We start from the raw sequence: 26161 nt of genomic DNA, 5'->3' as shown, positions 1-26161 counted from the left end.
CGGGAATACTTCAATCTCATCCCCATTCGAGGCAGGACTAATCGCAACATGTGGCGACGGGCCTCTTAATCTTGAATGGTCGAATTAGGGCCGGTAACCGGTGCGATGGTTGACGGCGTGGATAGCGCAGCGCCCGCATATTTTTGGTGACTGACTGGGACTGGTCGAGCTTCTTGAAGGCCGCCTTTTCTCGGCCGGGGTGTATTTGCGGTTAGTCACGGGATCAAATCCTCCAGGATTCCGTCCGCACCGCCTTTTGCTACTTATCCCCCAATCCCTACATGGTTATATAGAAAAACAATAACCCCGGCGATGTGACCGTGTTTCAGGTTCAGGGATCGCTCCGGGGCTTTCGTACGGAATTGTAGCACAATGAAATGCGTGACCTACAACAATCTTGAGCAATGGTTTTCTTGCCCACGTATGCGCACATATGCTCACCACCGTGATCCCGAAGCGTTCTATGTCTGGAACACTCAGCTCAGCAAAACCTTCTTAGAGGACATCGCCCATGTCGAGGTGCTTCTGCGCAACAGGATTGATACCGCAGTCAGTCCTAGATACGGAGCTCAGTGGTACGACCATGAAGATATCAACCTATCTACGCCAGCACGGCGTGCAGTCTGGAAGGCAAAGAAACGCATAAGCAATAAACAGCGGAGCGCACCACTACCCGGGCAAGTGATCGCTGAGCTTAGTCTTGACTTCTGGGTCTTTCTTTTCGGAACCCGGTACCAATCAAGGCTTTGGCCACTCATCCAGGCGAAACTGGTTACCACGCTCCTCCCCTCGGACAACGACAGTCGTCCTAGAGTCAGCCCTTCGCTGGAAGACTTTAAGACGGAGATTGATGAGGTCTATCGCCTGCGAAATCGGTGTGCACACCACGAACCTCTCGTGAAGCAACACCAAGAAGAGGAATCGGCGGACCTTGATCGCTACGAGATCGCGATCAAGAACGTATCTAACTGGATTGATCCCGTAGCGTGTCAGTGGATCACACAGCACTCCCGTGTCGCTGACATCCGGCTTTCGCGCCCATAGAATATTTAGGACCTACAGGGGCTTCCAAACGAAGACTGTCCTCGGTTACACCGGGGCAGGTAGAACGTCGGGGCCCTCTCAGATTTCCGTTGTGGCTGTTAAAAATGAGCGTCGACATAGGCTATGTTCGATCAGCGTGTAGCCATCCTTCGTAGGACTCACTCTCTCAGCGGTGATAAGTATTTAGCCTTTTCCAGAGTCGAAGAACTCGGGGCGCCACTCTAAAAGCGCTACTCTGCGGAAAATAGTCCGATATCAGACAAATTAGCTCCCCAAATTACCCCTGTATAGGTGACAAATCCCATCTAAGTAATGCCAGCTAAGTAAACCTACCCTTAAGCTGGGCGGTGTCCGAGTGCTTACGACTTCGATAGATTGCACAGTGGCTCCAAGCTGACGTTCAGTCCGGCGCTTCCGACGAGTGGGAGGGCATCATGGAGTACGACTGCCTCATGCTTGCGTTCCTCAATGCATCGAAAGAAACGGCTGTTCCAATGTAATCCTCGCGGTTGATGCCGTACATGAGCTGTTTTTGGGAGGACGTTTTATCTCTCGCTGTCGTTCACTTGGTCATAGCGGAATTGGCTGCCTTCGAAAAAAATTCTTTTAGACGTGGGTAGCAAGCCACTCCCATTAAAGTCCTCACGAGAGATTAAGGAGCGGAACATGCCACTATTCGTCGTCTTCATCGTGGTCTTAGCAGGAGGAAGTATCGGGTACGCCCTTGGTCTCATCAAACGAATGAGAGACAACCCCGAGCTTCAAGGAAAAGGTCTAAAAATATTGTTCCAGAAGGACGACGGCCAGTCCGAGTGACAATCGTCCTACGATCCGAGCTTATTTACAGAGAGCTCCCCGCGCAGTAAAGGGTTGAGATGCCGGAGCGATGTGGGGCCCTTCTGCACGCCTTTGGGGAAGCGGTCTCGCGAGAGTGAGCAGTAAGCCTGTAGTGATCAAAATTCACGAGAGATTAAGGAGCGGACCATGCCTTTATATGTCATTTCCATAATTGTTTTATTAGGAGCTGTTATCGGGAGGATTCTCGGTCTCAGGATAAGAATGCGTGAGAATCCTGAGCTTAAAAAAAAGGATTTAAAGCCTTTTTCCAAAGCGGCAGAGAAAAGACCGAGGGAAAATAGCATTACTTTTCGAGCTTTATGACAGGGGCCCATAATCAGCGAACGTTCTAACCCATTTAGTATGGGGCGTGTCTCATGTCCAAAGTTTTGGGTTCTGGAGAAAAATCCGCGCGTCCATGTGTGTTTTCCCTGTTTATGTGACTCTTAGTTCCGTTCCAGTACCATATACGGTACCGCTGTATGAGGTGCGTTTGGGAAAACACCGTGGCTGGTGATCCATGCGTGACCGTTCAAATACCCCAAGAGAAAAGCTAAGTTCTGTGTGTGATTGACAAACTGGCTTCCACCAATGGTCCAAGCGTCGAGGAACAGGAGTAGCCAAGATGGATATCAGCAAGTACACCTATCAAGTGTCGTGGTCTGGGAGTGACCAAGAGTATGTGGCCACTGTTGCTGAGTTTTTTCGTTATCTTGGCTCGACACTGATCTGCAGAAGGCTCAAGCTGGACTATTTAACCTTGTCACTGAAGCTGTTTCCGACATGGAGTCGTCCGGGGAAAAGGCTCCTGAGCCTCTCGGTGGGCGGCGGTACTCAGGCAAGTTCAACGTGCGTATTCCACCCTTTTTACATCGTCAGCTTGCTATTGAGGCTCAAACACAGGGTGTTTCACTAAATACGCTCATCAACATCAAGCTCGCATCAGCCTGAACGTTTTATGACGTCGACATCGTGGGTTTAAGACGGAGCCTCGGAAAGAGGAGAAGATAGGGTAAAAACCCATCAGTGCAGCCCAAGGCAAATTATGACCGTGGTTCTTACGGGCACGGTTGACGTCATGGTTACCCAGCCGATCACTGGTGTTCGCCGTTGTTGCGTCGACTTTTATTCTGAACCGCTTCCCATGCCTCAATCAGGTTGTGGGCGGAAGCATCGCCACCTGGAATGAACGTTTTTATCATGTTCTTTACTTGCTTGACGTCGATTGTTCCCTTGTCTGCGTAGTCGTTAAATAGCGCTACGGTTTCGTCAGGAAATGGCAGCAAGCCCTGGTTGATATCAACCTTTTCACCTTTGTTGAAAGCAGTTACCGCTTCTAAGAGCTTGATAACTAGCGCCTCTTGTTCGAAAGTGAGGGCATTTAGCATGGCTGCTTTTCGGAACGTCGTCATCGGCGATGGGAAAGGGTTGTGCAGGTCGATGAGGCGTTCGACTTGGGTAGATAGGTATTCGATCCTCTGTTCCAACTCGGCAATCTTCTCTGAACCTTCTCCCATAAAAATGATCTCCCTATCCAATGACAAGCATCAGTGCTTCACACATGCTGAGAGCTATGTCCGCGGAAACTACTACATCGGTCACACAAATAAGTCTTACCGTGAATCGTGAGCTACTTTATTAGCGCTAATACCGCTGGCAATTGAAGCTGAGAAGAGCAGCAAAATATAAATTATTTTATCGACGCTTGGTTCCTTGAATTCCGAAGGGACGAGGAGTAGAGAAAGTGTAGCAGTTGATGCACATACGATAATTAACGCGAGAGTTATAATTTGTGACTTCATTATTCTCCTTAACGCAATGGGTAGTTGCAGGCATATCGTCCGAATATGTCCGAGAGGTCTTTAGATCGATCGATGGGCGATAACTAGTCACCAGGAAAACGGTGACGTCCACGCTAGCGCGGTATCCACCGACCTTCTTCTCCCATCGCCGAGCGTCGATGGTCGCACAGTGACTACGGCCACACTGGGGAACCATCGCGGTAAAAACGCGTCAATACCTCTTGTCGATGACACTCACCGAGTAGATAGGGGGTAAACAGTATGGATACAGAAGCGTGGCTTCGGCTCGTGCAACTATTCATCGCCGCTGGCGGCCTTGTGGCCGTATTTCTTACACTATGGCAAAAATGGATTAGTGATAACCGGGCCGAGTGGTGGAAACGTTTCACCTGGGCAGTAGAAAACGCAAACAATGAAACAGCAACAAATGAAACAAGGAAAGCAGCGGATATCGAGCTGGGCGACCTCTACGACAGTTCCTTAGCGGGTCAAACCGAACGAGAGCTGATAGACAAGTTTTATCAGTCACCCCATGATTGTGCTGCAAGCGATAGCATGAAAGGAAAGGATGGTGAAGACAATGACTGATTGGACTGATACCCACCGTAAGGCGATTCGCCACTCTGAGAGTCTCGGAGAAACACCACCGCGACAGTCCTACATCTCTGCTGGTCTAACGCCCCCGGAGAAGGCGACCGATGAATACCAACCCGCCCCACTGTGGCGACGCTTCATCAATTCCCTAAGGCCCGTCTGGTAACCACAGACCATCAATCCCCGCCCTGGTGGCGGGGACTTCGTCGTATCGATCATCGTTTACTAATTGAATCCGGCCGTCTCGACCCAGAGACATAGCACCGGAGGAATCGATCCGCTGTGGTTGCTACGGTAAACGCGCACCAACCACAGTGGGCCCTTACTTATACAGTTGGCGCTTTATTTAAGCAGCGTCGAAAGTTCCGGCGGGGGTGATGTCGACAACTTTGTTACCGCCGTCGGCAGTGATGTGGATGGTGCCATCCGTCTCAAAGGAGAAGGTGTAGCGGCCGACGGTTTGCGGGCTGGTCCCGTCAAGTACGGTGGTGTCTCCCGCAAACCCCTGGTGCGTGCATGTGAGCTTCACGGAGTTGGGGTCGCCCTCTTTGGTCTCGAAGACAGGGCGATCGACATTGAGATCAGGTCCGCAGACAGCTCCGTCGCCGGCTTGCTGTGAGTTCTGGCTCTGTGCCCCAGCCGTGCTGCTTCCACATGCGACGGAATCAGGGTTCTCGGTGACCTGGCAGTCGACTTCGGGGGTGTTGAAGACGACGTGGTGAACAGCCTGGGCGGCATCTTCCGGAGCGGGCGCTGGAGCGGGGGCTGGTGCAGGTGCTTCTTCAGCCTGAGCGGCGGTTGCACCCATGAGGCCGGCACCGGCCACAATGGCGGCGGCTCCGGCGGCAATACGCCCGACGTGTGATCGGGAGTTGCGGATTGTGTTGTCGCGATCGATGGAATCGGACGTGACGTTGGCTGGCATGGATAGTCCTTTCTCTGAAGTCGGTAGTGGTGCCCTCGAGGGCTGACCACCTGGGTAGAAAGTGGTTTCCGTGTCCGTGGCCAACGGTAGCAATGGTTCTGAGATGCTTCAGTAACCGAAATATAATCGAAACTTTTAAGGGCGAAATATCCCCCCTTTGTTGGGGGATGTTATCAAAAAGAAACAGAGCCACCCTCGACGCTTAGGCGCCTAGGTGTAGCCCTGCTTAATGTTTAACTCTCCGCTTAGTCTTTGTCTCCACCGGCTTTGCCGTCCAGGGGGGTTCCCGTCGTTGTTGTGGCTTTGCCCGTGTAGCCTGCTCCTTTGCCCATCGTGGCGCTCTGCCCGCGACGGATTTGTTCAGCGTGGACGGAACGGCCCATCACGAACGATCCCACCGACGCGACCATCAGGCACGCGACGATTGCGATCACGGACTTCACCAGCACGACGTACCATTCGTCGCCGTCGGCAATAGAACGAATCATGTTCGCAATGATGAGCAGGGGGACTCCGACGCCTGTGATGGGGCCGGTGAGGTTGACGCGAGTGAGGGCGTCGGGCGCCCGCCACATTTCGATGACCTCGTCGATGAAGGCGATGGCGGCGATCACGATCAGTACAGAAATAATGATGTTGACGATCATCGTTGGCCTCCCACCATGATGCGCGAGTTGGCAACCGAGCTCAGGACGCTCAGCACCCCGGCGAAGACGGCGACCTCGTAGGTGATGGTTGTTCGGTTCCCCAGCGAGTACACCAGGAACAGTCCGACCGCGCCGAAGAAAATAACGTCGGACAACACTGTGCGGGACAAGTCATCACACCGTGCCATCAGCAATAATGCCGCTAATAAGGAGGCAATGATGACCGCGCTCACAAGAATTAAGACGAATGTCATAGTTAGCTCTCCTCCTGTGAAGCGTTCCGACGCGAGGCTTTGGCGGACTCCGGAAGAATGGACTCAACAGAGAACCCGGTAGCATCCGTATCCCCACCGGCATAACCAGGGGGAATGCTCGGCCCGCCGGGCTTAGTGAAGGACTTCGGCCCGGGACCGCCATTGGGTGCATCATCCGAGTAATACAACTTACTGGTGTAACCATTAGCGCACCGCGGGTGCGTGCGCTGGCACACCTGGGGGGCAAGCCGCTGTTCCATCTCTGCGAGCTCCTGCATGATGGACTCCGGATCGCTACCAAACGCAGCATGAACCAGAAGGATCCGGCCGTCGGGAGCATCTTCAGCCGGCATCGGCTCATGCGGCCCGGGATAATCGGACACGTCCTGAGGCAGGGCATCGCCCACCTCAAGGAGCCCCAACGATAACGTCCCCGGCGTCATGGTGATCGACGTCGTAAAGAGGCCGACCTCGCGGTCCGTTTGCACACGCAACGGGTACGCCACAATGATCGGATCGATCTCTGACCGGCGCTTGTTGGCATCCACGATGATGGACCACGTTGCCAGTAACACCTGCTCAATGAGCCACGCACCGTACCGTAGGGCATGCAGAGTTAGACGAACTGTTTTCATTCTTGCCCTCCTGTGGTCCCTGCAATCATTGCCGACGCTTGACGCTGATGTGAATCGGCGTGGTGGCCGCCCTCAGTGGCGTGGCCAGCACCCGCCGCGTTGTGGTCAGTGTCGTGGTCGTTGTCAGCGTGATCGTCCTCGTCGTCGTGGTGAACAATCTTGTCCTCGGGAACCTCGGCCGGATCATGGGAATCGCCAGTCAGACCAGCGCCACCGGTGTTCGCAACACCCACCGCGTCGTCGCCAAGAACAGCGCTCTGGTAGGCCTTGACGTTGAGCAGCGAATCCGCCGCGTGGTTCGTCGCCGAAATGGCGGGTCCAGCGCCCACCAGCAGCCCGGCTGACATGAGGGCCATCACCGCGGACGGCAAAATGAACCGCACCGGAACAGCCAGTTGACGGTCAACGTACTGCGGATTCATGGGTTTGCCCCAGAACACCTCGCGCCACAGCCGGAGCATAGAGAGCAGCGCGCCCATGCCGGCGATGACGATGGCCGCCAACACGATCCACGATTTCACCGAGTAGTCGCTGGCCACAGCCATCACAACACCCAATTTACCGATCACGCCGGAGAACGGCGGCAACCCGACGATCGACAACGCGCCGGCGACGAACACGGCCGCAACCAACGGGTCACGACGCATCAAGCCGGACAGGCGCTGCAAACGGCCGGTTCCGTACGTTTCCTCAATCGAGCCGATGGAGAGGGCTAGCGACGCAATCACTGTCATGTGGTGAACCGCGTAGAACACGCCCGCCGCCAGCATCCGTCGGGGATCATGGCCCACAAATGCCAGGCCAACGAGCATAAATGGCATACCGTTGACCATCTGGTAGGCCAGAACCGAACGCATCGTCCGCTCACCCAGTCCGGCCCAGGAACCAACAAGCATGGCCGCCACACAAATCACAAGAATGAGCCATGACCAGCGGTCATCCAGGCCAAACATGACGGCATAAATGCGGAAGATCGCGTAGAACGCCACCTTGGTGTGCAGACCAGAGAACAAAGCCATGACAGCCGGCGACGTGTTCGGATAAGTGCGCGGCAACCACGTGTGAACAGGGAACAGACCAGCTTTAATAGCCAGCGCCAGAAGAATCAGACCACCGGTGACCACCACTGGCCCGTTGCCCCGGGCCGCACTGGCCAGTGCCGGCAGGTTCGATGTCCCCGCTGTCGCGTAGGTGAGCGTGACACCGATGACCAGCACAGCCGATGTAATCAAGTTCACCAGCACAAACAAGCGGCCAGAACGGAGACGCTGCAACGTACCCGTCATCGCAAGCAGCGCGTACGACGGCAGAAGCATGACCTCAATGCACACGAACAGGTTGAACAGATCCGCCGTGCTCATCGCGCCATACACGCCACCCATCAGCATGCACACCAGGGCGGGGTAGAAGCGCGCGTTCATCTCTCCGACAGCCGTCGCAAACCACACGGAGACCAGGCACACAATCGAGGTCATCGTGATCATGAGCGACGAGAACGAATCCGACGCGAACGGAATCGCAATACCCGCAGCGTAACCGCCCACATTCTCGGCGATCGCGGGGTGATTCCAGTGGTAGATCATGAGGCTCAGGCCCGCAGAAAAACCGACGACCGGCACCACGAAAGCCAAAGCGATGCGTGCTATTTTCCACGGCGACATGGCGGCAAGAGCCGCGGCCGCCAGAGGCCCGGCAAGGAAAAGCGGCAGCAGCGCCGCGATAGTTGACGTTGCCATCTATTCGATGCCCTCCTCGCGTTGTTGGCGTCGCTGGTACTGGTTCGAGTCCGTGGAAATCCGACGCGCGCTGCGGCCCATCGTCTGCAGCGCTGTCACCTCATGGGTGACGTGATCAGGCAAAACGTAGGCGTCGTCGGTAGGAGCATCGTGCTCCTCCTGCGAATCCTTCTCCTGGTCCTGTGCCACCTTCTTCTTAGCGGGCACCGACTTTTCCTCGGTGCTCCACACCGAGTCCTTGAACGCTGCGAACAAATCGGGGAACTCCTTGACCGGGTCGCTCAACGTGTCATCGGAGCGGCCCAACGCGGCCAAGGCCAGCATGAACGCGGTGGTGGCCATCGAAATAACAATCGCCGTCAGCACGAAAGCCTGCGGCAGGGGATCGGCCGCGTCCTGCGGGTTCGTGCCACTCATAATGGGCTCCGACCGCCACGCTCCAATGCCGGCAGCCAGGAGAGTCAAGTTGGTGGCGTGTCCAATGAGCGTCATCCCGAGGATCAACCGGACCATTCCTCGTTGCAGAACCAGGAACACACCGCCGGCGGTCAGCACACCAATCGTTATTGCGATAATCATTCTTCCACCTCCACGGTGTCGACGGGTTTCCGGCCGGATGTATCGCCGCCACTATCGGATGTCGATTCAGACACGGTGTCGCGGTCGGTACCCGCGGTCGACGGCGCGTAATCAGGCTCATTAGAGCCGACGGGGGAGAAACCGCCATGCGCACGCACAGGCCCTAACGGTGCTTCCGCGCCGGGGCGGATGGACCCGCCCAACTGCAGGAGCGCAATGGCCACCAAACCGAGAACGGCCAGGTAAACGCCGGCGTCGAAAATTTGCGCCGTCGTCAAGAGCTCGCCACCAACGTGCGCATTGAGCGGCTGGAGGAAGGAACCGCGGGAACCGTGCCCGCCTTCCTCGCCGGAGGCGTGGCCGAGGTAACCGGCCAGACCTGCCAGGACTGCCAAGGAAATACCCGACCCCACCAGGATGTAGGGGAGCCGGTTGTTCGTCGGCGCTTTATCCGCCGGACGCGACAGGTAGTAGAACATGAGCGCACCGCCGCCGATCAGGGCTGCGATGAACCCACCGCCGGGGTGGTTGTGGCCGCGCCAGAACACGGCCGCGCTGATCAGGATCAGGACGGGGATAAGTAGCTTCGCCATCCACCTCATCGGTAACGAGTTCAGCTCCGGGCGCGGGATGGCGGCCAAGGATCCGCGGATGTCATCGCGCACACGTGGCACGGAGAGCACCACCGCGGCGATCGCCACACCGCACATACCGAGCACGGAAAGCTCGCCCATGGTATCGAAAGCACGGAACTCCACCAGGATGGTATTCACGACGTTATTACCGTGCGAAATCGTGGGCCCATTGGTGAGGTACCACTGCGAAATCAACGGTTTTCCGTGGTAGCCGACCAGCGCGATCACGCCGACCGTCGTCGTCAATCCCATAAGAACCGCGATCGTTCCAGCCCAGCGATCACGACGTGCGGACCGTTCCGTGAAATCACGCGGTTGCAGCCGGATGACCAGCATGAGGACCACGGTCGTGAGCAGCTCCACCAAAATCTGGGTGAGCGCCACATCGGGGCTGCCCAGGGTCAGAATCTGCAGGGTAACACCGACACCGGCAGCACTGACCGCAATCACAGCCGACAGGCGACGACGGGCCATGACCGCGATGGCCACACCAATAATGACCGTGACCAGGGCAACGTAATCCAGCGGGCGGTCAATTCCGCCCACCCGGGAGCCCATATCGACGCCATCGATGGCACCACCGTTAAACAGCGCCCCGATAGTCACGGAACCAGCGAGAGTAATGACCGCCAAGAACGGGAGGGCCAGGTGGCGCGTCGGCGAAACGGAGTCCGCCATAGAACCACCCAGCTTGCCCCAGCGGGAACCACCGGTGATGACCCCTTGGAGCACGTGCGCTCCAGTAAAGGGGGACAGTTCCTTGCCGACGAGAACCCGCGCAATAGCTTTACGGAACACGACACAAGTGACACCGACGACGATCACCACGACGCTGATCATCAGCGGCACGTTGATGCCGTGGAACAAAGCGAGGTGAGTGTGCGTCGCGTGGTGCGTGCTCAGCGCGGAATCCGCTGCGGCGTCCACGAAGGAATCCATGAAGCCGGGGACAAAACCCAGCGGGAGGGACAGGAAACCGGGGATCGCCGCGGGGAGCCACAAGGACAGCGGTGCTTCGCGGACGTCGCTGACGTCGCGTGTTCCGTCGACGAACCCGCCGAAAATGTAGCGGTAGGAGTAGGCGAAGGTCAGGATCGCGCCCACAGCAGCGCAGATGAGCAGGAAGGCGATGGCCGGGGTGGCCAGCTCACCTTCCATCATGGCGTCCAACATGCCCTCTTTGGAGATGAAGCCGAACAGCGGCGGGACCGCGGCCATCGACGTCGCGGCGATAAGCGCCATGCTGAATGTCCACGGCATGACTCGCCAAATTGGCCCCAGCCGGCGAATATCGCGCGTCCCGGTTTGGTGGTCCACCACACCGATCAGCATGAACAGGCTGGACTTGAACAACGCGTGCGCCAGCGTGTGCACCACCGCGGCGGCCATGGCCAGCGGAGTACCAATACCAATGGTGCACACAATCCAGCCCAGCTGAGACACCGTCGAGTATGCGGTCAGCTTCTTCAGATCGTTCTTCTGCAGGGCAAACAGCGCCGCCATAATCGCGGTGAACATGCCGACGATAATGAGCACACCGCGCCACCACGCGTCGTCATGGAAGAGCGCGGAAAAACGCAAGAGCAGGTAAATGCCGGCCTTCACGACGGCTGCCGCGTGGAGGAAGGCCGACACCGGCGTATCCGCCGCCATCGCCTCGGGGAGCCAGAAGTGGAAGGGGAACTGCGCCGACTTCGTGCACGCCGACGTCGCAATCAACACGGCGATGACAGACAGCAACGCGGGGTGATGAGCCCATTCTGGCGAATGAATAATCCCCGACAGGCTGGTCGTACCCGTCACACCAGCGCTAATACCCAAACTGGTCAGCAGCGTGAGCCCACCGAAGAACGTCAGAATGATCGTGCGCATCGATCCCAGCTCGCCGCCGGGGCCAGACCGCGCGATCAGGAAGAACGACGCCAGTGACACGAGCTCCCACGAGATGAACATCAGGATGACGTCGTCAGCAAGAACAAGAGTGACGACGGCGGCCATGAAGGCTGTCATGAGCAGGTAGAAGCTCATGGACCCGCGGCCACCGTGTAAATACCGCGTCGAGTAGATGAACACGGCTGCACCGATGCCCAACGCGAGCAGGGCGAAGAAGGTGGATAGGGCGTCGGCGCGGAGTGAGAAGATCACATCGGCGCCGTTGGGTAGGAAGTCCTTAATCCATGTGACCTTCCAGGTCCAGGGATTGCCGTCGATGATGTCGGGCAACTTCCGAAGGAGCGGGATGGCGGACGCGATGAAAATAAGGGCTAGGGGCCACCCTGCGTTGCGATCAAGTAACCGAACAAACAGGGGAACCAGGATGAGGGCGAGCACCACGAACAAGGGGATCGCGACAAGCTCCACGAAGCATCAACACCTGTGGGTTTAAGTGGACATAAACAGACAATAAACAGTTTCCCAGGGTATCAGTTGCAGGTCAGAATTCCACGCTGCCGGAATTGGCCTTGTAGTGGGGAATGTCCGGGTGGGTTGGTGTGTGAGCGGGTGGTTGCGGTTGCTTAATGAAAACATGGTGATGTCGTTGTGGTGATGATGCGGGGGTGTGAGCTGAGATTATTTTAGGAAAAAGCCTTGTCGTATCGGGTGACTGGGTGTTAGGGTCAGAATTATTGAAAACGACGACGGCACTATTGAAAACAAACTCGCGCGGCGGGTACGGCCGCGACGGAGAGCGTAACGGTGGCGAGCGCTATGGCCGATGACGGCTGCCATGTCATAACGCTCACTATTGCTTGAATACCTCTTCTGGTGCCCGAATACTTCTTTGGAGACGATCATGGCTCACAACATGCCCCACGCACACGACCATGTGGAGGCGCACGAACACGAACATGATGTGCATGGGGCGGGCCACAGGCATGGGCACGGCCACTCTCATGGCCACTCTCACGATCATGGGGCCTCGTCGCGGGGCCGTCTGATTGCTGCCCTCGCGGTCACCGCAACCATCCTGATCGCAGAGCTTATTGGTGCGTGGATCTCCGGGTCGCTGGCCCTCGCTGCAGATGCCGGCCACATGTTGGTGGACTCGTCGGGCCTGGTCATCGCCCTAATTGCCGTGCATTTGTCACAGCGGCCACGCAACAACCGCTTCACGTGGGGATGGTCGCGGGCGGAGGTGCTTGCCGCCGCACTGCAGGCAGGAATGCTAATTATTATCTGCGGCATCGTCGCGGTAGAGGGCATATCCCACCTCATTAACCAGCCCGACGTGGAGCCCGTGCCCATGCTCATCATCGGAACGATCGGCCTGGTCGCCAACGCCGCGTCGATTATTATTTTGGCAGGTGGACGCGAAAGTTCGCTCAATATGCGCGCCGCATTTCTTGAGGTGGTTAACGACGCGTTGGGTTCGCTGGCTGTCATTCTTGCCGCGATTATCGGATTAGCGACGGGGTGGGTGCGCGCGGACTCGATCGCGTCCCTGTTTATCGTTGCGCTGATGGTGCCGCGGGCGTTCACGCTTCTCCGCACAGCGATCCGAATCCTGATGGAGGCCACTCCCGACGAAATCGACCTCGATGACGTGCGCGAACATATTTGCGGCGTTGATGGCGTGAAGGATTGCCACGACCTTCACATCAACACCATCAGCACGGGTGTGGTGGCGTTAACCGCGCACGTGGCGGTGGATAGTGGCCTTTCCGCGGCCGAGCACCACCGGATTCTTCACACCCTGGAGGATTGCACGGCCCAGCACTTCCCGGTGGCCATCAAGCACACCACATTCCAGTTGGAAGCGAAAGACCACAGCGGGCACGAGCGCTTACATCATGGCGCGGCATCCTAAAGTGTCGCCATTGAGTAACTAACTCATCACATTCTTAACGAACGGGATGCTGTCCTCTTTAGACCTGTTCACCGTTCCGCTGTGATCTTTATCGGGATAGAACTTGAACGTGACTGGCTGGCCACTAGCCTTCATCTTCTCCGCAAGGGTTACAGCTCCGGGCATAAATATGTCGGTGTCCAATCCTCCTTGGCCGATAAAAACAGGTTGGTTATATCCCGACTCGGGTATTCCCATGTAATCCTTGAGGGCCTGTTTGAATCCTGGGATGGTGTCTAAAGGCTTGGAAAACACCTTTTCAATGCGGATGTTTTCCTTTTTAACGACATCCGTAATTCCTTCAGGGGCAGGATGCGATGGGGTCGACAGGGTGTCGCATATTGGCCCCTCGGCATAGTCAACCCATTTCTTCCCGTAATCGGTGAGATAGGAATTGACGTCCCACTCCGGGTGTGCGGTACGAAGCCCGGAAACAATGTAAAGAAGATAGGTGGTCAGGGTCGGCAGCACGTTTTGTTCACCCAATTTTCCTGGTGGGACCACGCCCGGACGGAACACCACTGGTAGTAAGTCTTCAATGTAGGCAGGAACCCCGGTGGCGACGGCACCGCGGTAGGACAATCCGCCGCTGTTGCCGCCGTATTCTTCTGCATATCGTGCTGTAAACATTGCAGCGCCGCCGCCTTGTGACTGTCCGGCGACGAACCACTTTTTGGCTAACTCCTCGAAGTGTGTTGTGGACGCCTTAATCGCGTCAACAACACTGTGGGCTTCTACTTTGCCGTCCAAATAAGGATGGTTGCCGGGCGTTCCGAGGCCGACATAGTCGCTCGCAACAATTGCGTAGCCCTGGTCCATCCACGAATTCAGATAATCCCAATCTCTCTCCCATGCGGCTGGACCGTTCGTAGAGTAGGCGCACACGTCGTTGAGGCCGACTGTGCCATGTGCCCAGGCCATAACCGGCCATCCGCCTTCAGGCGCCTTGCCTTTAGGAAGGTAAACGGCTGCGGTAGAGAGCGCTGGCTGACCTTGGGAATTCACCGTCCAGTACGTGATTCGATACGACGCTCCCGCATGGGGCACAGCAATAGCCGGATTCAGTGGCTCGACTTTCGTGAGTGTGCCTGGCTCGGTCGTGTCACCGGGCGCAGTATCCATCAGGTGCGGATCATTGCTTCCGGGTATGGATTCGGTGGGCTGGTTCACGGTGCCTTGGGCGTCACCGGCATACGCGATCCCAGTGGGAATAGCGAGTGTCGACGCGATTCCTAGAGAAGCACTGAGGCTTAGGCTTGCAAGAACGGAGCGCTGACGCCTCGTCGTGTGCGCGCGAGAAAACCGATCGGGTTGAGACGTGTGGGGAGCAGTGCGGGGCATGGGGCCTCCTCCTGAAAATTGAGCTTTTTGAGAACGATAGTCCCAGCACATCAACGTCGATAGGAAACAAAGTAAAAACTTTGCGAAACCTATCTTTCGGTGGTGGCCACTCACTTCCTACTGCTCATGTTCCGCTTTCATCGCCCGTTGCGTCCGCTCCTCAATGGCTGCAGCATTCTTCGCAACGTTCCGTGCCGACCGCAGACCCAAAGCGTCGTAAATAGGACGGCACTTAAACACCACGGCAATGAACATCGCGGCTGCGCACGCACCCAAAAGCGGCGGAAGAAGCACCACGGCACCGGTCATCTCGGTGGTCAGAACGAGCCCGGTCACCGGCGCGCCCACACTCGCGGCAAATAATGCCGCCATCCCGACGATGGCCATTGCCGACGGATCCGGCGCGACCTGCGGGAACAGCGCGTGGCACACAAGCCCAACGATCAGCCCGAGCTCAGCGCCCAACACAAGCATGGGGGCGAACAAACCGCCCGGCGTGAGCGCGACATACGAACCGATCGCCATGATGAAACGCAAGATCAGCAGGCCGACGAGAACCATGACAGTGCCGCGCCCCATGAGAGCATCCATCGTCAGTGAATCTCCGCCACCCACCAGATTGGGACCGAGATAACCGACGACGCCGATAGCCGCGCCGATCATGCCCGCGCGGAGTTCCACAGGGAACGTCGACGCGTCGACCACCGCCAGGGTCCGCATGAGCGTGCGGTTATACAGCAGCCCAGCGAACCCAGCGATCAGGCCCACGACCAGGAAAAACGGGCCGTTATCCAGCGTCGGCGGGGCAGGTTCGGGCAGCGGGAACACGTGGTCATCCCCGACGATCACATGCGCCATGGAATACGCCGCCCCGGACGCCGAAAGAACCGCCACCGTCATTCTCGCCTCGAAGCGCTTGACCAACTCCTCGAGCACGAAGACAGCACCGGCCAGGGGAGCGGAAAACGCGGTTGTCAGTCCGGCGGCCGCACCGGCGGCGATCAGTAAGCGCAGGTCGGCGCGGTTATTGCGGTACGTCCGCCCCAGGATCGTCGCCACCGACGCACCCAGGTGCACCGACGGGCCTTCACGACCCAGCGCCAAACCGCCGCCGATAGACATCAGTCCGCCGACAAACTTGATGGGCAACAAGCGCATGTGAGTGGGGTTGGCGTTGCCCTTCACGATGGCCTCGACGCGGGGAATGCCCGACCCCTCCGCCACCGGTTCCAGGTGGCGAACCATCGCGGCCCCCACCATGGCCAAAACCGCAGGGGCAACAATGGCGACGATCACGCCGACGATCCCGTGGTCTTGTGACCACCCAAACACCGTGGTCCGCCACGCTTCTGCGTGCTCGAGGCATACGCGGAAATACGACGCAATGATGCCGGTGCCGAACCCTACCATCACGGCCGTAATGGTCAGCGGAACCATCGACATCGAGGGGCGTTCTTTGGCTTCGTTCCACCATTCGAGGCTGTGATACCCGGTCGCCCACCTGATGATGCGTTCGCGCCGGGTGAGGGGGCGGCCACTTGCCACCGGGGCCGCGTCGTTACTTGTATCGCGGCCACTCACGTCGCCGTTCCCGTCGCCGCCCTTAGTGTCGTGCTCGGAGTTAGTCACGGGAGTCCGTCGCTACTTGCCACTGGTTGATATTGCGGTCCACCGCGTAGCGGTCAATCGTGCGCAGCTCGTCGTCGGTAAATGACAGGTTGTCTAGTGCGCCGAGGCTGTCGTCGAGTTGCTCCACCGAGCTTGCCCCGATCAGTGCCGACGTTACCTCTGGCCGTCGAAGCGCCCAGGCGATCGCCATTTGCGCCAGCGATTGGCCACGTTCTTCGGCGATGGCGTTGAGGGCGCGGATGCCCTCGAGGGTGTCGTCGTTGAGGAATGTGGAGTTCATCTTGTGGTTGCCCAGGCGTGAATTCTCCGGGATACCGTTGAGGTATTTGCTGGTCAGCAGGCCTTGGGCCAGGACCGAGAACGCGATAACTCCCATGCCGTTTTCCGCGCATGTTTTCAGCAACGACGTCTTCGCGGCCGGGGATACGGATGGGTCGGTCGGGCCGTCGGGGCCTTCGATCCACCGGTTAAACATGGAGTAACTCGGCTGCATGATGGTGAGTGGTGTGCCCAGGTCGCGGGCGATGCTCTGTGCTTGCCGCGTGAGTTCGGGCGAGTATGAGCTGATGCCCACGTAGAGCGCGCGTCCCGATCGTGCGATGTGGTCGAGCGCGCTCATCGTCTCTTCCAGGGGTGTGTCGGGGTCTGGGCGGTGGTGGTAGAAGATGTCTACATAGTCCAGGCCCATCCGCTTCAATGACGCATCCAGGCTTCCTACCAGGTACTTTCTGCTGCCCCCGAAGCCGTACGGGCTGCTATTCATATACCAGCCGGCCTTAGAGCTAATCACCATTTCTTCGCGGTACGGGCGGAAGTCCTGGGCAAAAATGCGGCCGAAATTGGATTCCGCGGATCCGGGTGGCGGCCCGTAGTTGTTGGCCAGATCGAAGTGGGTGATGCCGCGGTCAAACGCACGGCGGAGGATTGCCCGTTGCGTTTCCAGGGGACGATCCCCACCAAAGTTGTGCCACAATCCCAGTGTGATGGCGGGAAGTTTCAGGCCGCTATCCCCGCAGCGGTTGTAGGGCATGGGGGAGTGTGCCTCGGGTTCGTAGCGGTCATCTGCAGCTCGGTACACGTTCGGATAATGTGCGCTACTCATAGTTTCCAGTGTAACGACGCAGGTGCAGAGCGGTTAACGGTGTTGGGGCGTGGTCGTGTGGTCAGAGTGGTCGCGGTCCTATTCGTTGGGAATGAGCCGCGGTGGAATTCCCATCTCTTCTATCTCCTGACGCGTGAGTGCTTCTTCTTCTAACACTTTCTTGATGACGAACCGCGCGCGGTCTTCCGGGTCGGGGATTCGTCGGGCTGCGCTGAGGAGAGTGGTTAACGTGGCGGCGTTGTGTGATGCGTCGGCGTCGTGATCCTTGGCGTTATGTTCTTCCGCGGAGGAGGACGCCGGGCCGAAAGCACGCCACGCGACCGCCGTCGCTAATGAAAGAAGTGTGATTCCGCGAGCCTCGTGGGGCTCGATGCGACGGTTGACCACACGAGGGGACGAACCTCCACGTTCCTGCTCGCGGTGTGAGCGTTGCGCTTCTTTACTCTTGCGCAGTCGGCAGTGGAGTTCTTGCTGGCCAATCCCGACGGTGGAGCCGTCGTCGTTAGTAATAACCGTGGTGTATGGGATATTGCAGAAACCATCGGAGGCGATTTCGCGTTTGATTTGCTCGACCATCGCGTCCGTGACCCGGACCGTGGTGTGGGCGTTATTGCGGCCGGGGTTGATGTATTGGAACGTGCCGGTGCGCGTCCAGGCTTCGTACTCCCGCCCGAGGCGCTGCATAACGAGCATGCCGAACATGGCGTCGGTCATGGAGAACAGCGATCCGCCGAATGCTGCCCCGTGTGCGTTGCTGTTGAGCCGGTTGACCTTGAGTACGAGGTGTGCCGACGACCAATCGTCGGGGATGTCCCGAATTCTCACTCCTGCAGCAAGAAGAGGTGGGTATGCGCTCATGGCGGCGGCGAAGAGGCGCGGTGAGCGGAGAACACGTTTGACGAGGAGGGCTGCAGCGCGAGTATTCATGTGATCTAAGTTACTCAAACTTGGCGACGGCGGGGAGGTTTATCGCGTTTGAGCGATGCTTTTTAGTGGCATGTGATCGTGTGGTGCTCGCGGATATGCCTCTGGTGAAATAGTGACGGCTCTATTCCTGCTCTGTTTACGACGACGGCCACGGGGCGCCTCGGTTTGTTGGAGGGCTAAGCGCCCGCGAATTTCACCCCTCTGACCAGCACGTTCTCCACTCATGCCGTTTTTGCGACAGTCTCACCTGTTATTTAAGGGGTAAGTTAGGCTGGATATATTGGCTTGCGACGCTCTGTCGCTTTATTTATAAGCCAGCCAATGCTTAATATGAGTTCATGAGCATCGTAGTTACCAACCAGCTGACCATTACGTCAGATCGCGCGGACGAAGTTGTTTCCCGCTTTTCGCAGAACATGCAGTCCTTGGACACGTTCGATGGGTTCGAAGGCTTCGAGCTGTGCAAGCCGACGGAACCTGCCGACGACCGCTGGATCGTGATCACTCGGTGGCGCGACCAGGAGGCCTTCCTGGGATGGCGCAATTCCCGCAAGTTCCGTGAAGACCACGGATGGCGTGAGCGCGAATCCAGCAATGAAGAAGAGGCGAAGAGGCCACCGCACGGTTCGATGAATTCCGTCGTCCGAAACTATGACGTCATGCTGACCAAGGACGCTGCTGAGTAATTGACGCGGTAACGCGCGCACGCGGCAACCCCCGGCCAGAACTCCCAGCGCATACAGCAAAACCTCCGCTGCTTTCTTAACGAAAGTGGCGGAGGTCATTTATTTGTCGGGGTAGCGGGATTTGAACCCACGGCCTCTTCGTCCCGAACGAAGCGCGCTACCAAGCTGCGCCATACCCCGGTGCAACTCGACTAAGGCTAGCGCACGCTCTTTCGTACTGCCAAATCAGCGATCCGTACTGCCAAATCACTACGCAGGCGCGCTGCCTACAGTCCCTTCACCACAATTTCTCGCTCGATGAAGCCGTCTCCCACTTCAATCTCGTCGACAGTGGGCTCGGGCAGATCGTCAGCTCCGCCGCCACCCTTTTCGACGATGCGCAGCAGCTGTGCGGTCGGCGGGCAGAATGTCCGCACCGGAGCAAACTTGGACGTTCCCAGGCCGGGCGAAACGTTGAGGATGGAGTCCTTCCACTCGGAAACGCCGGACGCATGCTCGCGGTCGATACCGGAGTTAGTCACGATGGGCTTCCCGCCCGGCAGGCACAACTGCCCACCATGCGTGTGACCAGCAAGGATTAGCTGATACCCGTCCTTGGCGAAGGCATCTAACACCCGCGGTTCGGGGGAGTGCGTCAACCCAATGGACAGGTCCGCGTCCTTATTCGGCTCCCCCGCAATCAGCGAATAGTCATCCAAATCCCCGTGCGGATCGTCGACCCCAGCAACCGCAAGCCGGAACCCATCGACGGCGAAATCATGCCGCTGATGTGTGCAATCTTCCCAGCCGTGCTCCTTGAACACCGCGCGCAGATTCTTCCACGGCATGCTCTGGTCGCTGTGCTTCTGCTTTTTGCCCGTGAGGTAGCGCAGCGGGTTGGGGGCCGTCGGTGCCCAATAATCGTTGGTGCCAAAACAGAACAGACCCGGCGTCGTCAAGAGAGGAGAAAGGGTTTGAACGACGGCCGGCACGGCTTTCGGATCGCCCAGGTTATCCCCGGTATTGACAACGAGGTCCGGCTCTAGCTCGGCGAGTTCGCTGACCCACAGCTGCTTGAGCTGCTGGTGGGGCAGCATGTGGAGGTCCGAGATATGCAGAATGCGGAATTCGTTACGACGCCCCCGAAAAGTGCCTTTGTCCAGCATGGGGATGGTTGTGACGGCGAGGCGGAACCGGCTGGCACCGAGCAGCGCAGCAGCGGCCCCTGCAGCTCCCGCAGCACCTGCGGTGGCCGCGATTTTCTTGCCAATGGACCGGGGAAAAATACTCACACGCCCATGGTAAAGGTGGCGGGACGCTTTTCCGATTCGGCTGGTCAGTGTCCGGGCGGGCGCTATCCTCAAGGGCATGGGTATGAAAGCAACGATCCGCGAGGATCTCAAGCAGTCGATGAAGAACCGCGACAAGGAAACGACCAGCACATTGCGTATGTTGTTGGCTGCCATTCAGGAGGAGGAAACGTCGGGGAAGGCGCATGAGGCGTCGGACCAGGACATTCTCCGCGTGATTGCTCGTGAAATTAAGAAGCGGCACGAATCTGCCGACGTGTACGCCAAGGCAGGCCGCGATGAACTCGCGGACTCTGAGCGTGCCGAGATTGCCGTTCTGGAGCGCTACCAGCCGAAGCAGCTCTCGGATGAGGAACTGAATGCGCTGGTAGACCGGGTAATCAAGCAGCATGAAGCCGACGGTGGCGAGGTCTCCATGAAGGCGATGGGGCAGATCATGAAGGCTGCCACCGCAGAGGCCAAGGGCACTGCCGACGGTAAACGCTTATCGACGGCTGTTCGCGCGCGGCTTCAGGGCTAGGGCGCTACGGCCGGTGGTCCGACGCCGGGCTACCGTTCCACGCGCCGGCCCCGTTGCTACGGAAGGAATCCCTGCAGCTGGGGTGGGACGTAGGTGTGCAGGAAGTCGTTGATCATGCCGGGGATGTCGGGCAGTGCGGGCGCGGGCGCTGGAGCGGGTACTCCGCCTCCTCCGCCGCCGGTACCGCCACCACCGGTGGCGCCTCCGCCGGTGCCTCCCGTCGAACCGGAATTAGTGGGTTGGGGGAGTACTGCGCGTGAGTATCCGATCGCCTCGGGGTTGGTTCCTGCCTGGTAGGAGGGGTTCATGGGCGGAAGTGTGTGCCCGCCGTAGGCGTCGATAAGGGGTTTGGCCGCGCTGAGGTAAATATCGGCGGGCTCCTTGCCGCCGAAGAGGTTGCCATCGGGGCATTGACGCAGGGGGCCGGTGCAGAGCGGTGAGCTGGTGCTGCCGTCGTTGAAGATGTACACGGCGCCGGCAAGTCCGCTGGTGAGCCCCATGAATGCGGCGGATTGGTTGGTTTCCGTGGTACCGGTCTTTGAGGCCAGAGTGCCGTCCCACCCGGTCAGCTCGGCGGCTTCGTGGGCCGTGCCGGTGCTGACGTCGTCGGATAGGCCGTTGGCCAGCGCGTTCGCAACGTCGGTGGGGATGACTTGTTCGCACTTCGGTGGCGTGACCTGGACGTCCTTGCCGTCGTGGTCGGTCACCTTCAGGACGGGGTTGGGCTCGCACCACGTTCCGCCGTTGGCGATGGTCGCCGCCACATTGCTCAGTTCGAGAGGATCGACGGCGACCGGGCCGAGCACGAATGACCCTTGGTTGGTCTCTTTAATCGTGTCGGCTTGGGACTTCTCGTCCTTGTTGTCGCCGTTATCCCCATTGTCGGAACTGGGTTTGTCAGCCAAGCTGCGTAGCCCCATCTTGACGGCGGTATCAACAACGGTGCCCACACCCAGTCGCTTTTCGAGGTCGATAAACGGCGTGTTCGGCGACTCGGCGAGCGCCTGTTTGAGCGTCATTTTCGACGGGTACGCGCCGACGTTTTCCACGCAGTATTTGTCGGCGGGGCACCCAGGAGCGCCACCGTGGCCCATGTCGGAGACCTCGATCCGGGACGGCACGTCCATCACCGTGTCGATCCCCATGCCCTTTTCCAGGCCCGCGGCTGCAGCGAACACTTTGAAGATGGAACCAGCTCCATTGCCGACAGGGTGCGATGCCAGTGGCAGGACGGATTGCGAATTGTTGGCGTCGAGCCCGTAGTGCCGTGAGGCGCCCATCGCGAGCACTTCGTGGCCGTCGGGTTTGATGAGGTTCATCGCTCCGGCAACCCCGGGGGTAGTTGCGGGGGCATATTGTTCGAGCGAAGCGTTGACGGAATTCAACGCGTTCGGGTCGAGCGTCGTGGTCAGTGTGTAGCCACCCGAAATGAAGTCGTCCTTCGAGATCCCGTGCGAGTCCAGGTAGCGCAGCGCGTAATCACAGAAGAAGCCGGCGTCGTCGGCCCCGATACATCCGTTAGTCGGGGCTTCAGGCTTATCGACGACCCCCAGCGGCGAGTTCTTCGCCGCGTCGGCGTCGGCAGTGGACAGCGCCCCCGTGCTGGCCATGGCGTTAATGACCGTGTTGCGGCGCTGCAGCGCGGCGTCGGGGTGGGTGAACGGGTTATAGGCCGACGTGGACTGAACCATCCCCGCCAGCAGTGCGGCCTGCGGCACCGTGAGGTCCTTGGCGTCGACGTGGAAATACGTCTGCGCCGCGGTCTGCACGCCGTACGCCCCGTTGCCGAACTCCACGAGGTTCAAATACCTGGTCAGGATCTCGTCCTTGGAGAGGTTTTTATCCAGGTCCGACGCGAGCTTCATCTCGCGGAGCTTGCGCGCGACGGTGTCCTCGTTGGCGGCAGCTCGTTCGTCGTCGGTCTTGGCTTTGACCAGCATGAGGTAGTTCTTGACGTATTGCTGGTCCAGGGTGGACGCACCCTGGGCGACGCCCCCGTGGGTTATGTTGGCGACGACCGCTCGGGCGGTTCCGCGCAGGTCAACGCCGTGATGGTCATAGAACCGTCGGTCTTCGATGGCGACGATCGCTTTCTTCATCGGCTCTGAGATCTGATCCGACGCGACTTCTTGTCTGCGCTGCGTGTAGAACGTGGCCAGGGGGTTGCCATCCCGGTCCGTCATAGTGGAGACCTGCGGGAACTTGGCGCTGGCGATGTCGTGGTAATTGGAGTCCATGGCGTTGTGGCCACGGTTGATCGTGGCTCCGGCTGCCAGGGCGACGGGCAGCGCGCTGAGCGCCACCAGCACGGTGGCGAGGAGTATGGCGCCGCAAAGGATCAGGCTAGGTGCCGGAGCATCAGATCGTCGGTTCACGCTTACACCCTACCCAGTGATTGGCCTTGTGAAGTGAGTCTCACCGATTATGGGCACCTGCTCTGGGAAAACACAGATGGATAAAAACCTACTCTTCCGTTAAGTAGTTAGTGCGACTACCCCCGAAATGTGATGTAGTCGACAGTTTGTTTGGCGTGTGAATAGACTTACAGTCAGCTAAGCAGGGTGAATATCCACAAAAACACGGTATCTCGGAATACCAGGGTGACGCTCACGGCTTCGCGACCATGCAAACGTGACCACGGAGAGGAGTGCACAATGACTGCATCGCTGACCCGACCGGCTGATACATCGTTGGCCACAACCAAGGACGGACGAATCCAGCAGAAGGTGGATTCGCTTACGGATCCGTCGTCGTTCACGGAGCGTGGCCAGTGGATCACTCACGCCAAGTGCCGTGACATCGATCCTGAGGAGTTGTTTGTCAAGGGGTCGAAGCAGCGACAAGCCGCAGCGATTTGCAGACATTGCCCCGTTGTTTTGCAGTGCCGTGCCGACGCCTTGGATAACCGCGTGGAGTTCGGCGTGTGGGGTGGTATGACCGAGCGGCAGCGTCGGGCATTGTTGCGGGAGCACCCCGAAGTGGAAAGCTGGGCGGACTTTTACGCCGGGTATGCCGGCCGGTCATAACGGGCCATCCCGTCCGCACGGTTGATTAAGCGCGGCGATGGTGATTGAGCCCAGCACAGCTGAATGAGCCGGGTGCAGCTGATTCTTGTTAGGCTAGGTTCATGACAACCTGGGAATATTCAACAGTTCCGCTGTTGACGCACGCGACGAAGCAGATTTTGGACACATGGGGGGCCGACGGTTGGGACCTGGTGGCAGTCATGCCCGGCCCCACAGGCGAGCAGCACATTGCCTACATGAAGCGCCCGAAGGAAGACTAGTTTTATGACGACCAGCGGACAGTCCACACAGAGCCCCCGGAAGAATCTCGCTGACCTCGGGATCGAACTCCCGGAGGTGGCGGCACCGGTCGCCTCTTACGCACCGGCCGTGATCTCGGGGGATACGATTTACGTCTCGGGCCAGCTCCCCTTCAAGAACGGTGAACTCCCGGCGACGGGCAAAGTTGGCGCAGGCGTGTCCGCGGAGGACGCGACCAGCTACGCCCGCCAGGCGGCACTCAACGCTTTGGCCGCCATCAATTCCCTCGTTGACATTGACTCAGTGTCGATCGTGAAAGTCACGGGCTTTGTGGCGTCGGCACCCGGATTCGGTGGCCAACCTGGGGTGATTAATGGTGCGTCGGATCTTTTCGGCGACGTTTTCGGTACGGCCCATGCGCGCTCGGCGGTGGGGGTTTCGGACTTGCCTCTGGATGCGCCCGTCGAGGTCGAAGTTATCGCGCGACGTAACACCGGCGCGGAGTAAAACGAGCGCTGAGTAACACCGGCGCGGAATAATTCCGCGACGAAAGCCCGTCGTACCCCGGGGGTTTGCCGAACGTGTGCTAAGTCATGCCCGGAATTGCCCCCGTTTCGGCATTTTTTCGGTCGTCTCTGGCCCGATGAGATTTTGACAGACCGCGCGAGGACGTACACTGACATGCATGGAGCATCCTGCGTATAGCCAGTTGCGTCCCGTTACCCCCAACGCGGGCGTTGTTTTATGTCCCAATCCCAGCTATGGCTCGCTAGAGGGCACCAATAGTTGGGTCATTAGAGCTGATGGTGATCCGCGGTCGATCGTTGTGGATCCGGGCCCTCAGGATGAAGGCCACCTGAATGTTCTTAACCATCATGCGTCGGAAATCGCGATGATTCTTTTGACTCACCGGCATCCGGATCATGCTGATGGGGCTAACCGGTTATCGCAGATCACGGGGGCGCCCGTCCGCTCTGTCGATAAGCGTTTCTGCAAGATGGGGGATCCGCTTGAGGACGGCGAAATCATCACCGTCGAGGGCGTCACTCCGGCCGTGAAGGTTGTTGCCACTCCCGGCCACACCGCGGACTCGGTGAGTTTCTTCCTTTACCCAAGTGCCGACGCTGCTCGGGCCGATGATGGTTTGGGTGATACGAAGCCCGAGGCGATTTTGACGGGCGATACTATCGCCGGCAAGCACACGACCATGATCTCCGAGACTGATGGTGATTTGGGTCAATACTTGACGACGTTGGAGATGCTGAAGAAGCGGGGCGCTGGTGTTCCGTTGTTGCCTGCGCATGGGCCGGATCACCCGGATTTGGAGCCGTTTGCCGAGAAATACCTTGATCGACGCCACCACCGTCTTGACCAGATCCGTGAGGCCCGCAAGAAGCTGGGGGATGATGCTTCGGTGGATCAGTTGGTTGATGAGATCTACACAGACGTGGATCCGGTGTTGCGTGGGGCTGCTGAGCAGTCGACGCGGGTGGCGCTGCGGTACTTAAGCGCTGAAGAGAAGTAGCGCTCAGGAGTGGTGCTCGGGTGCAGTAGCGCTCGAGAAAAGCCACGCTGGAGAGAAATAAGCAGCCCGGGGAGTCTCGGGCTGCTTTGCGTTTTGTTTAAGCGTGTTTAAGTTCTGGGCGTTTGTGGGTTTTATGACAGAAATGTGCCCGTGGAGCGTATGCCGGAAAACTGCGGGGCAATATCAGGGTCGGTTGTGAAAACTGCGGGTGAATATGGGTGAAAAATGGCCGAAAATGGACCATATTGCCCCGCACTTTTATTTTGGGGCTCATATGCCCCCGCACTTTGAACTGGCCCCTGAAAGTTGGACTGGTTTAATTCTAATTGGTTATGGCTGCA

At 58.4% G+C, this 26161-nt stretch carries 25 protein-coding genes, 1 tRNA gene and 1 pseudogene; 12 read left to right on the top strand and 15 right to left on the bottom strand.

What is annotated here, in order from left to right:
• Window positions 1–381: 381 nt before the first annotated feature.
• The 4 genes and pseudogenes from Q3981_RS03955 to Q3981_RS03940 all read left to right on the top strand — a co-directional run bounded on the left by Q3981_RS03955 (window position 382) and on the right by Q3981_RS03940 (window position 2832).
• On the top strand, window positions 382–1044 hold the full coding sequence (locus Q3981_RS03955) for an Abi family protein (protein WP_303124133.1): 663 nt from the start codon (window positions 382–384) through the stop codon (window positions 1042–1044).
• A 666-nt stretch (window positions 1045–1710) separates the two neighbouring features.
• Complete coding sequence (locus Q3981_RS03950) at window positions 1711–1860, top strand: hypothetical protein (RefSeq protein ID WP_180962461.1); 150 nt, start codon at window positions 1711–1713, stop codon at window positions 1858–1860.
• Window positions 1861–2028: 168 nt separating this feature from the next.
• Entirely contained in the window at window positions 2029–2205 is a 177-nt protein-coding gene (locus tag Q3981_RS03945; protein WP_303124126.1) for a hypothetical protein, read from the top strand.
• 301 nt (window positions 2206–2506) lie between these two features.
• Window positions 2507–2832, top strand: a pseudogene (locus Q3981_RS03940) (type II toxin-antitoxin system HicB family antitoxin).
• A 143-nt stretch (window positions 2833–2975) separates the two neighbouring features.
• Here Q3981_RS03940 and Q3981_RS03935 read toward each other — a convergent pair.
• Complete coding sequence (locus Q3981_RS03935) at window positions 2976–3398, bottom strand: hypothetical protein (RefSeq protein WP_303124124.1); 423 nt, start codon at window positions 3396–3398, stop codon at window positions 2976–2978.
• A 546-nt stretch (window positions 3399–3944) separates the two neighbouring features.
• Here Q3981_RS03935 and Q3981_RS03930 point away from each other — a divergent pair.
• Window positions 3945–4271, top strand: a complete 327-nt coding sequence (locus Q3981_RS03930; RefSeq protein ID WP_303124122.1) for a hypothetical protein — start codon at window positions 3945–3947, stop codon at window positions 4269–4271.
• 352 nt (window positions 4272–4623) lie between these two features.
• On the opposite strand, the gene Q3981_RS03925 is transcribed toward Q3981_RS03930, so the two are convergent.
• The 7 genes from Q3981_RS03925 to Q3981_RS03895 form a co-directional block, all read right to left on the bottom strand.
• Window positions 4624–5202, bottom strand: coding sequence for a hypothetical protein (locus Q3981_RS03925; RefSeq protein WP_303124120.1), 579 nt, complete (start codon window positions 5200–5202; stop codon window positions 4624–4626).
• A 245-nt stretch (window positions 5203–5447) separates the two neighbouring features.
• On the bottom strand, window positions 5448–5849 hold the full coding sequence (locus Q3981_RS03920) for a monovalent cation/H(+) antiporter subunit G (protein ID WP_204582615.1): 402 nt from the start codon (window positions 5847–5849) through the stop codon (window positions 5448–5450).
• Window positions 5846–6103, bottom strand: coding sequence for a cation:proton antiporter (locus Q3981_RS03915; protein ID WP_296138957.1), 258 nt, complete (start codon window positions 6101–6103; stop codon window positions 5846–5848). Before Q3981_RS03915 ends, Q3981_RS03920 begins: the two co-directional genes overlap by 4 nt.
• A gap of 2 nt (window positions 6104–6105) precedes the next feature.
• Window positions 6106–6738 (bottom strand): Na+/H+ antiporter subunit E, encoded by a 633-nt coding sequence (locus Q3981_RS03910; protein WP_303124114.1) that lies wholly within the window; start codon window positions 6736–6738, stop codon window positions 6106–6108.
• Complete coding sequence (locus Q3981_RS03905) at window positions 6735–8459, bottom strand: monovalent cation/H+ antiporter subunit D family protein (protein WP_303124169.1); 1725 nt, start codon at window positions 8457–8459, stop codon at window positions 6735–6737. Before Q3981_RS03905 ends, Q3981_RS03910 begins: the two co-directional genes overlap by 4 nt.
• A gap of 15 nt (window positions 8460–8474) precedes the next feature.
• A complete protein-coding gene (locus Q3981_RS03900) occupies window positions 8475–9053 on the bottom strand; it encodes a cation:proton antiporter subunit C (protein WP_303124113.1) in 579 nt (192 codons plus the stop codon).
• Window positions 9050–12049, bottom strand: a complete 3000-nt coding sequence (locus Q3981_RS03895) for a DUF4040 family protein (protein ID WP_303124111.1) — start codon at window positions 12047–12049, stop codon at window positions 9050–9052. The genes Q3981_RS03900 and Q3981_RS03895 overlap by 4 nt, the downstream gene beginning before the upstream one ends.
• Before the next feature lie 433 nt (window positions 12050–12482).
• On the opposite strand from Q3981_RS03895, the gene Q3981_RS03890 reads away from it, so the two are divergent.
• A complete protein-coding gene (locus Q3981_RS03890; RefSeq protein WP_303124108.1) occupies window positions 12483–13496 on the top strand; it encodes a cation diffusion facilitator family transporter in 1014 nt (337 codons plus the stop codon).
• An 18-nt stretch (window positions 13497–13514) separates the two neighbouring features.
• On the opposite strand, the gene Q3981_RS03885 is transcribed toward Q3981_RS03890, so the two are convergent.
• The 4 genes from Q3981_RS03885 to Q3981_RS03870 form a co-directional block, all read right to left on the bottom strand.
• Window positions 13515–14876, bottom strand: coding sequence for a S9 family peptidase (locus Q3981_RS03885; protein WP_303124106.1), 1362 nt, complete (start codon window positions 14874–14876; stop codon window positions 13515–13517).
• Between the two features lie 117 nt (window positions 14877–14993).
• Window positions 14994–16505, bottom strand: a complete 1512-nt coding sequence (gene clcA, locus Q3981_RS03880) for a H(+)/Cl(-) exchange transporter ClcA (protein ID WP_303124104.1) — start codon at window positions 16503–16505, stop codon at window positions 14994–14996.
• Complete coding sequence (locus Q3981_RS03875) at window positions 16498–17607, bottom strand: aldo/keto reductase (RefSeq protein ID WP_303124102.1); 1110 nt, start codon at window positions 17605–17607, stop codon at window positions 16498–16500. The genes clcA and Q3981_RS03875 overlap by 8 nt, the downstream gene beginning before the upstream one ends.
• Window positions 17608–17685: 78 nt before the next feature.
• The gene (locus tag Q3981_RS03870; RefSeq protein ID WP_303124100.1) at window positions 17686–18534 is read right to left on the bottom strand and encodes a PaaI family thioesterase; all 849 of its coding nucleotides are present in this window, start codon (window positions 18532–18534) and stop codon (window positions 17686–17688) included.
• Window positions 18535–18872: 338 nt separating this feature from the next.
• Between Q3981_RS03870 and Q3981_RS03865 the strand changes: the two genes are divergently transcribed.
• Window positions 18873–19220: an antibiotic biosynthesis monooxygenase family protein gene (locus tag Q3981_RS03865; RefSeq protein ID WP_303124098.1), complete on the top strand. Its 348-nt coding sequence runs from the start codon at window positions 18873–18875 to the stop codon at window positions 19218–19220.
• A gap of 106 nt (window positions 19221–19326) precedes the next feature.
• Here the strand turns inward: Q3981_RS03865 and Q3981_RS03860 are convergent.
• Together Q3981_RS03860 and Q3981_RS03855 are read right to left on the bottom strand one after the other, a co-directional pair.
• Window positions 19327–19400 (bottom strand) — tRNA-Pro (locus Q3981_RS03860).
• Between the two features lie 86 nt (window positions 19401–19486).
• Window positions 19487–20491, bottom strand: coding sequence for a metallophosphoesterase (locus Q3981_RS03855; protein WP_303124096.1), 1005 nt, complete (start codon window positions 20489–20491; stop codon window positions 19487–19489).
• 76 nt (window positions 20492–20567) lie between these two features.
• Here Q3981_RS03855 and Q3981_RS03850 point away from each other — a divergent pair, with 76 nt between their 5' ends.
• Window positions 20568–21029: a GatB/YqeY domain-containing protein gene (locus Q3981_RS03850; protein ID WP_046203283.1), complete on the top strand. Its 462-nt coding sequence runs from the start codon at window positions 20568–20570 to the stop codon at window positions 21027–21029.
• Between the two features lie 56 nt (window positions 21030–21085).
• On the opposite strand, the gene Q3981_RS03845 is transcribed toward Q3981_RS03850, so the two are convergent.
• On the bottom strand, window positions 21086–23404 hold the full coding sequence (locus Q3981_RS03845) for a transglycosylase domain-containing protein (RefSeq protein ID WP_303124092.1): 2319 nt from the start codon (window positions 23402–23404) through the stop codon (window positions 21086–21088).
• A 279-nt stretch (window positions 23405–23683) separates the two neighbouring features.
• Here Q3981_RS03845 and Q3981_RS03840 point away from each other — a divergent pair, with 279 nt between their 5' ends.
• From Q3981_RS03840 to Q3981_RS03825, 4 genes are all read left to right on the top strand, one after another.
• Complete coding sequence (locus Q3981_RS03840) at window positions 23684–24055, top strand: WhiB family transcriptional regulator (protein ID WP_012732604.1); 372 nt, start codon at window positions 23684–23686, stop codon at window positions 24053–24055.
• 101 nt (window positions 24056–24156) lie between these two features.
• Window positions 24157–24315, top strand: coding sequence for a hypothetical protein (locus tag Q3981_RS03835; protein WP_303124087.1), 159 nt, complete (start codon window positions 24157–24159; stop codon window positions 24313–24315).
• A gap of 4 nt (window positions 24316–24319) precedes the next feature.
• The gene (locus Q3981_RS03830) at window positions 24320–24802 is read left to right on the top strand and encodes a RidA family protein (protein ID WP_303124085.1); all 483 of its coding nucleotides are present in this window, start codon (window positions 24320–24322) and stop codon (window positions 24800–24802) included.
• 178 nt (window positions 24803–24980) lie between these two features.
• On the top strand, window positions 24981–25820 hold the full coding sequence (locus Q3981_RS03825; protein ID WP_303124083.1) for an MBL fold metallo-hydrolase: 840 nt from the start codon (window positions 24981–24983) through the stop codon (window positions 25818–25820).
• The last annotated feature ends 341 nt before the right edge of the window (window positions 25821–26161 follow it).

Source organism: Corynebacterium sp. (assembly GCF_030530965.1).
Classification (GTDB): domain Bacteria; phylum Actinomycetota; class Actinomycetes; order Mycobacteriales; family Mycobacteriaceae; genus Corynebacterium.
The sequence above is the reverse complement of the archived record's forward strand: the minus strand, read 5'-3'. Positions and strand labels throughout refer to the sequence as shown.

Excerpts from the sequence above, each read along its gene's own strand:
- Q3981_RS03885 (WP_303124106.1), bottom strand. The coding sequence starts at position 14,876 with ATGCCCCGCACTGCTCCCCACACGTCTCAACCCGATCGGTTTTCTCGC.
- Q3981_RS03890 (WP_303124108.1), top strand. The coding sequence starts at position 12,483 with ATGGCTCACAACATGCCCCACGCACACGACCATGTGGAGGCGCACGAA.
- Q3981_RS03925 (WP_303124120.1), bottom strand. The coding sequence starts at position 5,202 with ATGCCAGCCAACGTCACGTCCGATTCCATCGATCGCGACAACACAATC.
- Q3981_RS03870 (WP_303124100.1), bottom strand. The coding sequence starts at position 18,534 with ATGAATACTCGCGCTGCAGCCCTCCTCGTCAAACGTGTTCTCCGCTCA.
- Q3981_RS03850 (WP_046203283.1), top strand. The coding sequence starts at position 20,568 with ATGGGTATGAAAGCAACGATCCGCGAGGATCTCAAGCAGTCGATGAAG.
- Q3981_RS03825 (WP_303124083.1), top strand. The coding sequence starts at position 24,981 with ATGGAGCATCCTGCGTATAGCCAGTTGCGTCCCGTTACCCCCAACGCG.
- Q3981_RS03840 (WP_012732604.1), top strand. The coding sequence starts at position 23,684 with ATGACTGCATCGCTGACCCGACCGGCTGATACATCGTTGGCCACAACC.
- Q3981_RS03915 (WP_296138957.1), bottom strand. The coding sequence starts at position 6,103 with ATGACATTCGTCTTAATTCTTGTGAGCGCGGTCATCATTGCCTCCTTA.
- Q3981_RS03935 (WP_303124124.1), bottom strand. The coding sequence starts at position 3,398 with ATGGGAGAAGGTTCAGAGAAGATTGCCGAGTTGGAACAGAGGATCGAA.
- Q3981_RS03875 (WP_303124102.1), bottom strand. The coding sequence starts at position 17,607 with ATGAGTAGCGCACATTATCCGAACGTGTACCGAGCTGCAGATGACCGC.
- Q3981_RS03920 (WP_204582615.1), bottom strand. The coding sequence starts at position 5,849 with ATGATCGTCAACATCATTATTTCTGTACTGATCGTGATCGCCGCCATC.
- Q3981_RS03865 (WP_303124098.1), top strand. The coding sequence starts at position 18,873 with ATGAGCATCGTAGTTACCAACCAGCTGACCATTACGTCAGATCGCGCG.
- Q3981_RS03830 (WP_303124085.1), top strand. The coding sequence starts at position 24,320 with ATGACGACCAGCGGACAGTCCACACAGAGCCCCCGGAAGAATCTCGCT.
- Q3981_RS03950 (WP_180962461.1), top strand. The coding sequence starts at position 1,711 with ATGCCACTATTCGTCGTCTTCATCGTGGTCTTAGCAGGAGGAAGTATC.
- Q3981_RS03835 (WP_303124087.1), top strand. The coding sequence starts at position 24,157 with ATGACAACCTGGGAATATTCAACAGTTCCGCTGTTGACGCACGCGACG.
- Q3981_RS03900 (WP_303124113.1), bottom strand. The coding sequence starts at position 9,053 with ATGATTATCGCAATAACGATTGGTGTGCTGACCGCCGGCGGTGTGTTC.
- Q3981_RS03930 (WP_303124122.1), top strand. The coding sequence starts at position 3,945 with ATGGATACAGAAGCGTGGCTTCGGCTCGTGCAACTATTCATCGCCGCT.
- Q3981_RS03945 (WP_303124126.1), top strand. The coding sequence starts at position 2,029 with ATGCCTTTATATGTCATTTCCATAATTGTTTTATTAGGAGCTGTTATC.
- Q3981_RS03910 (WP_303124114.1), bottom strand. The coding sequence starts at position 6,738 with ATGAAAACAGTTCGTCTAACTCTGCATGCCCTACGGTACGGTGCGTGG.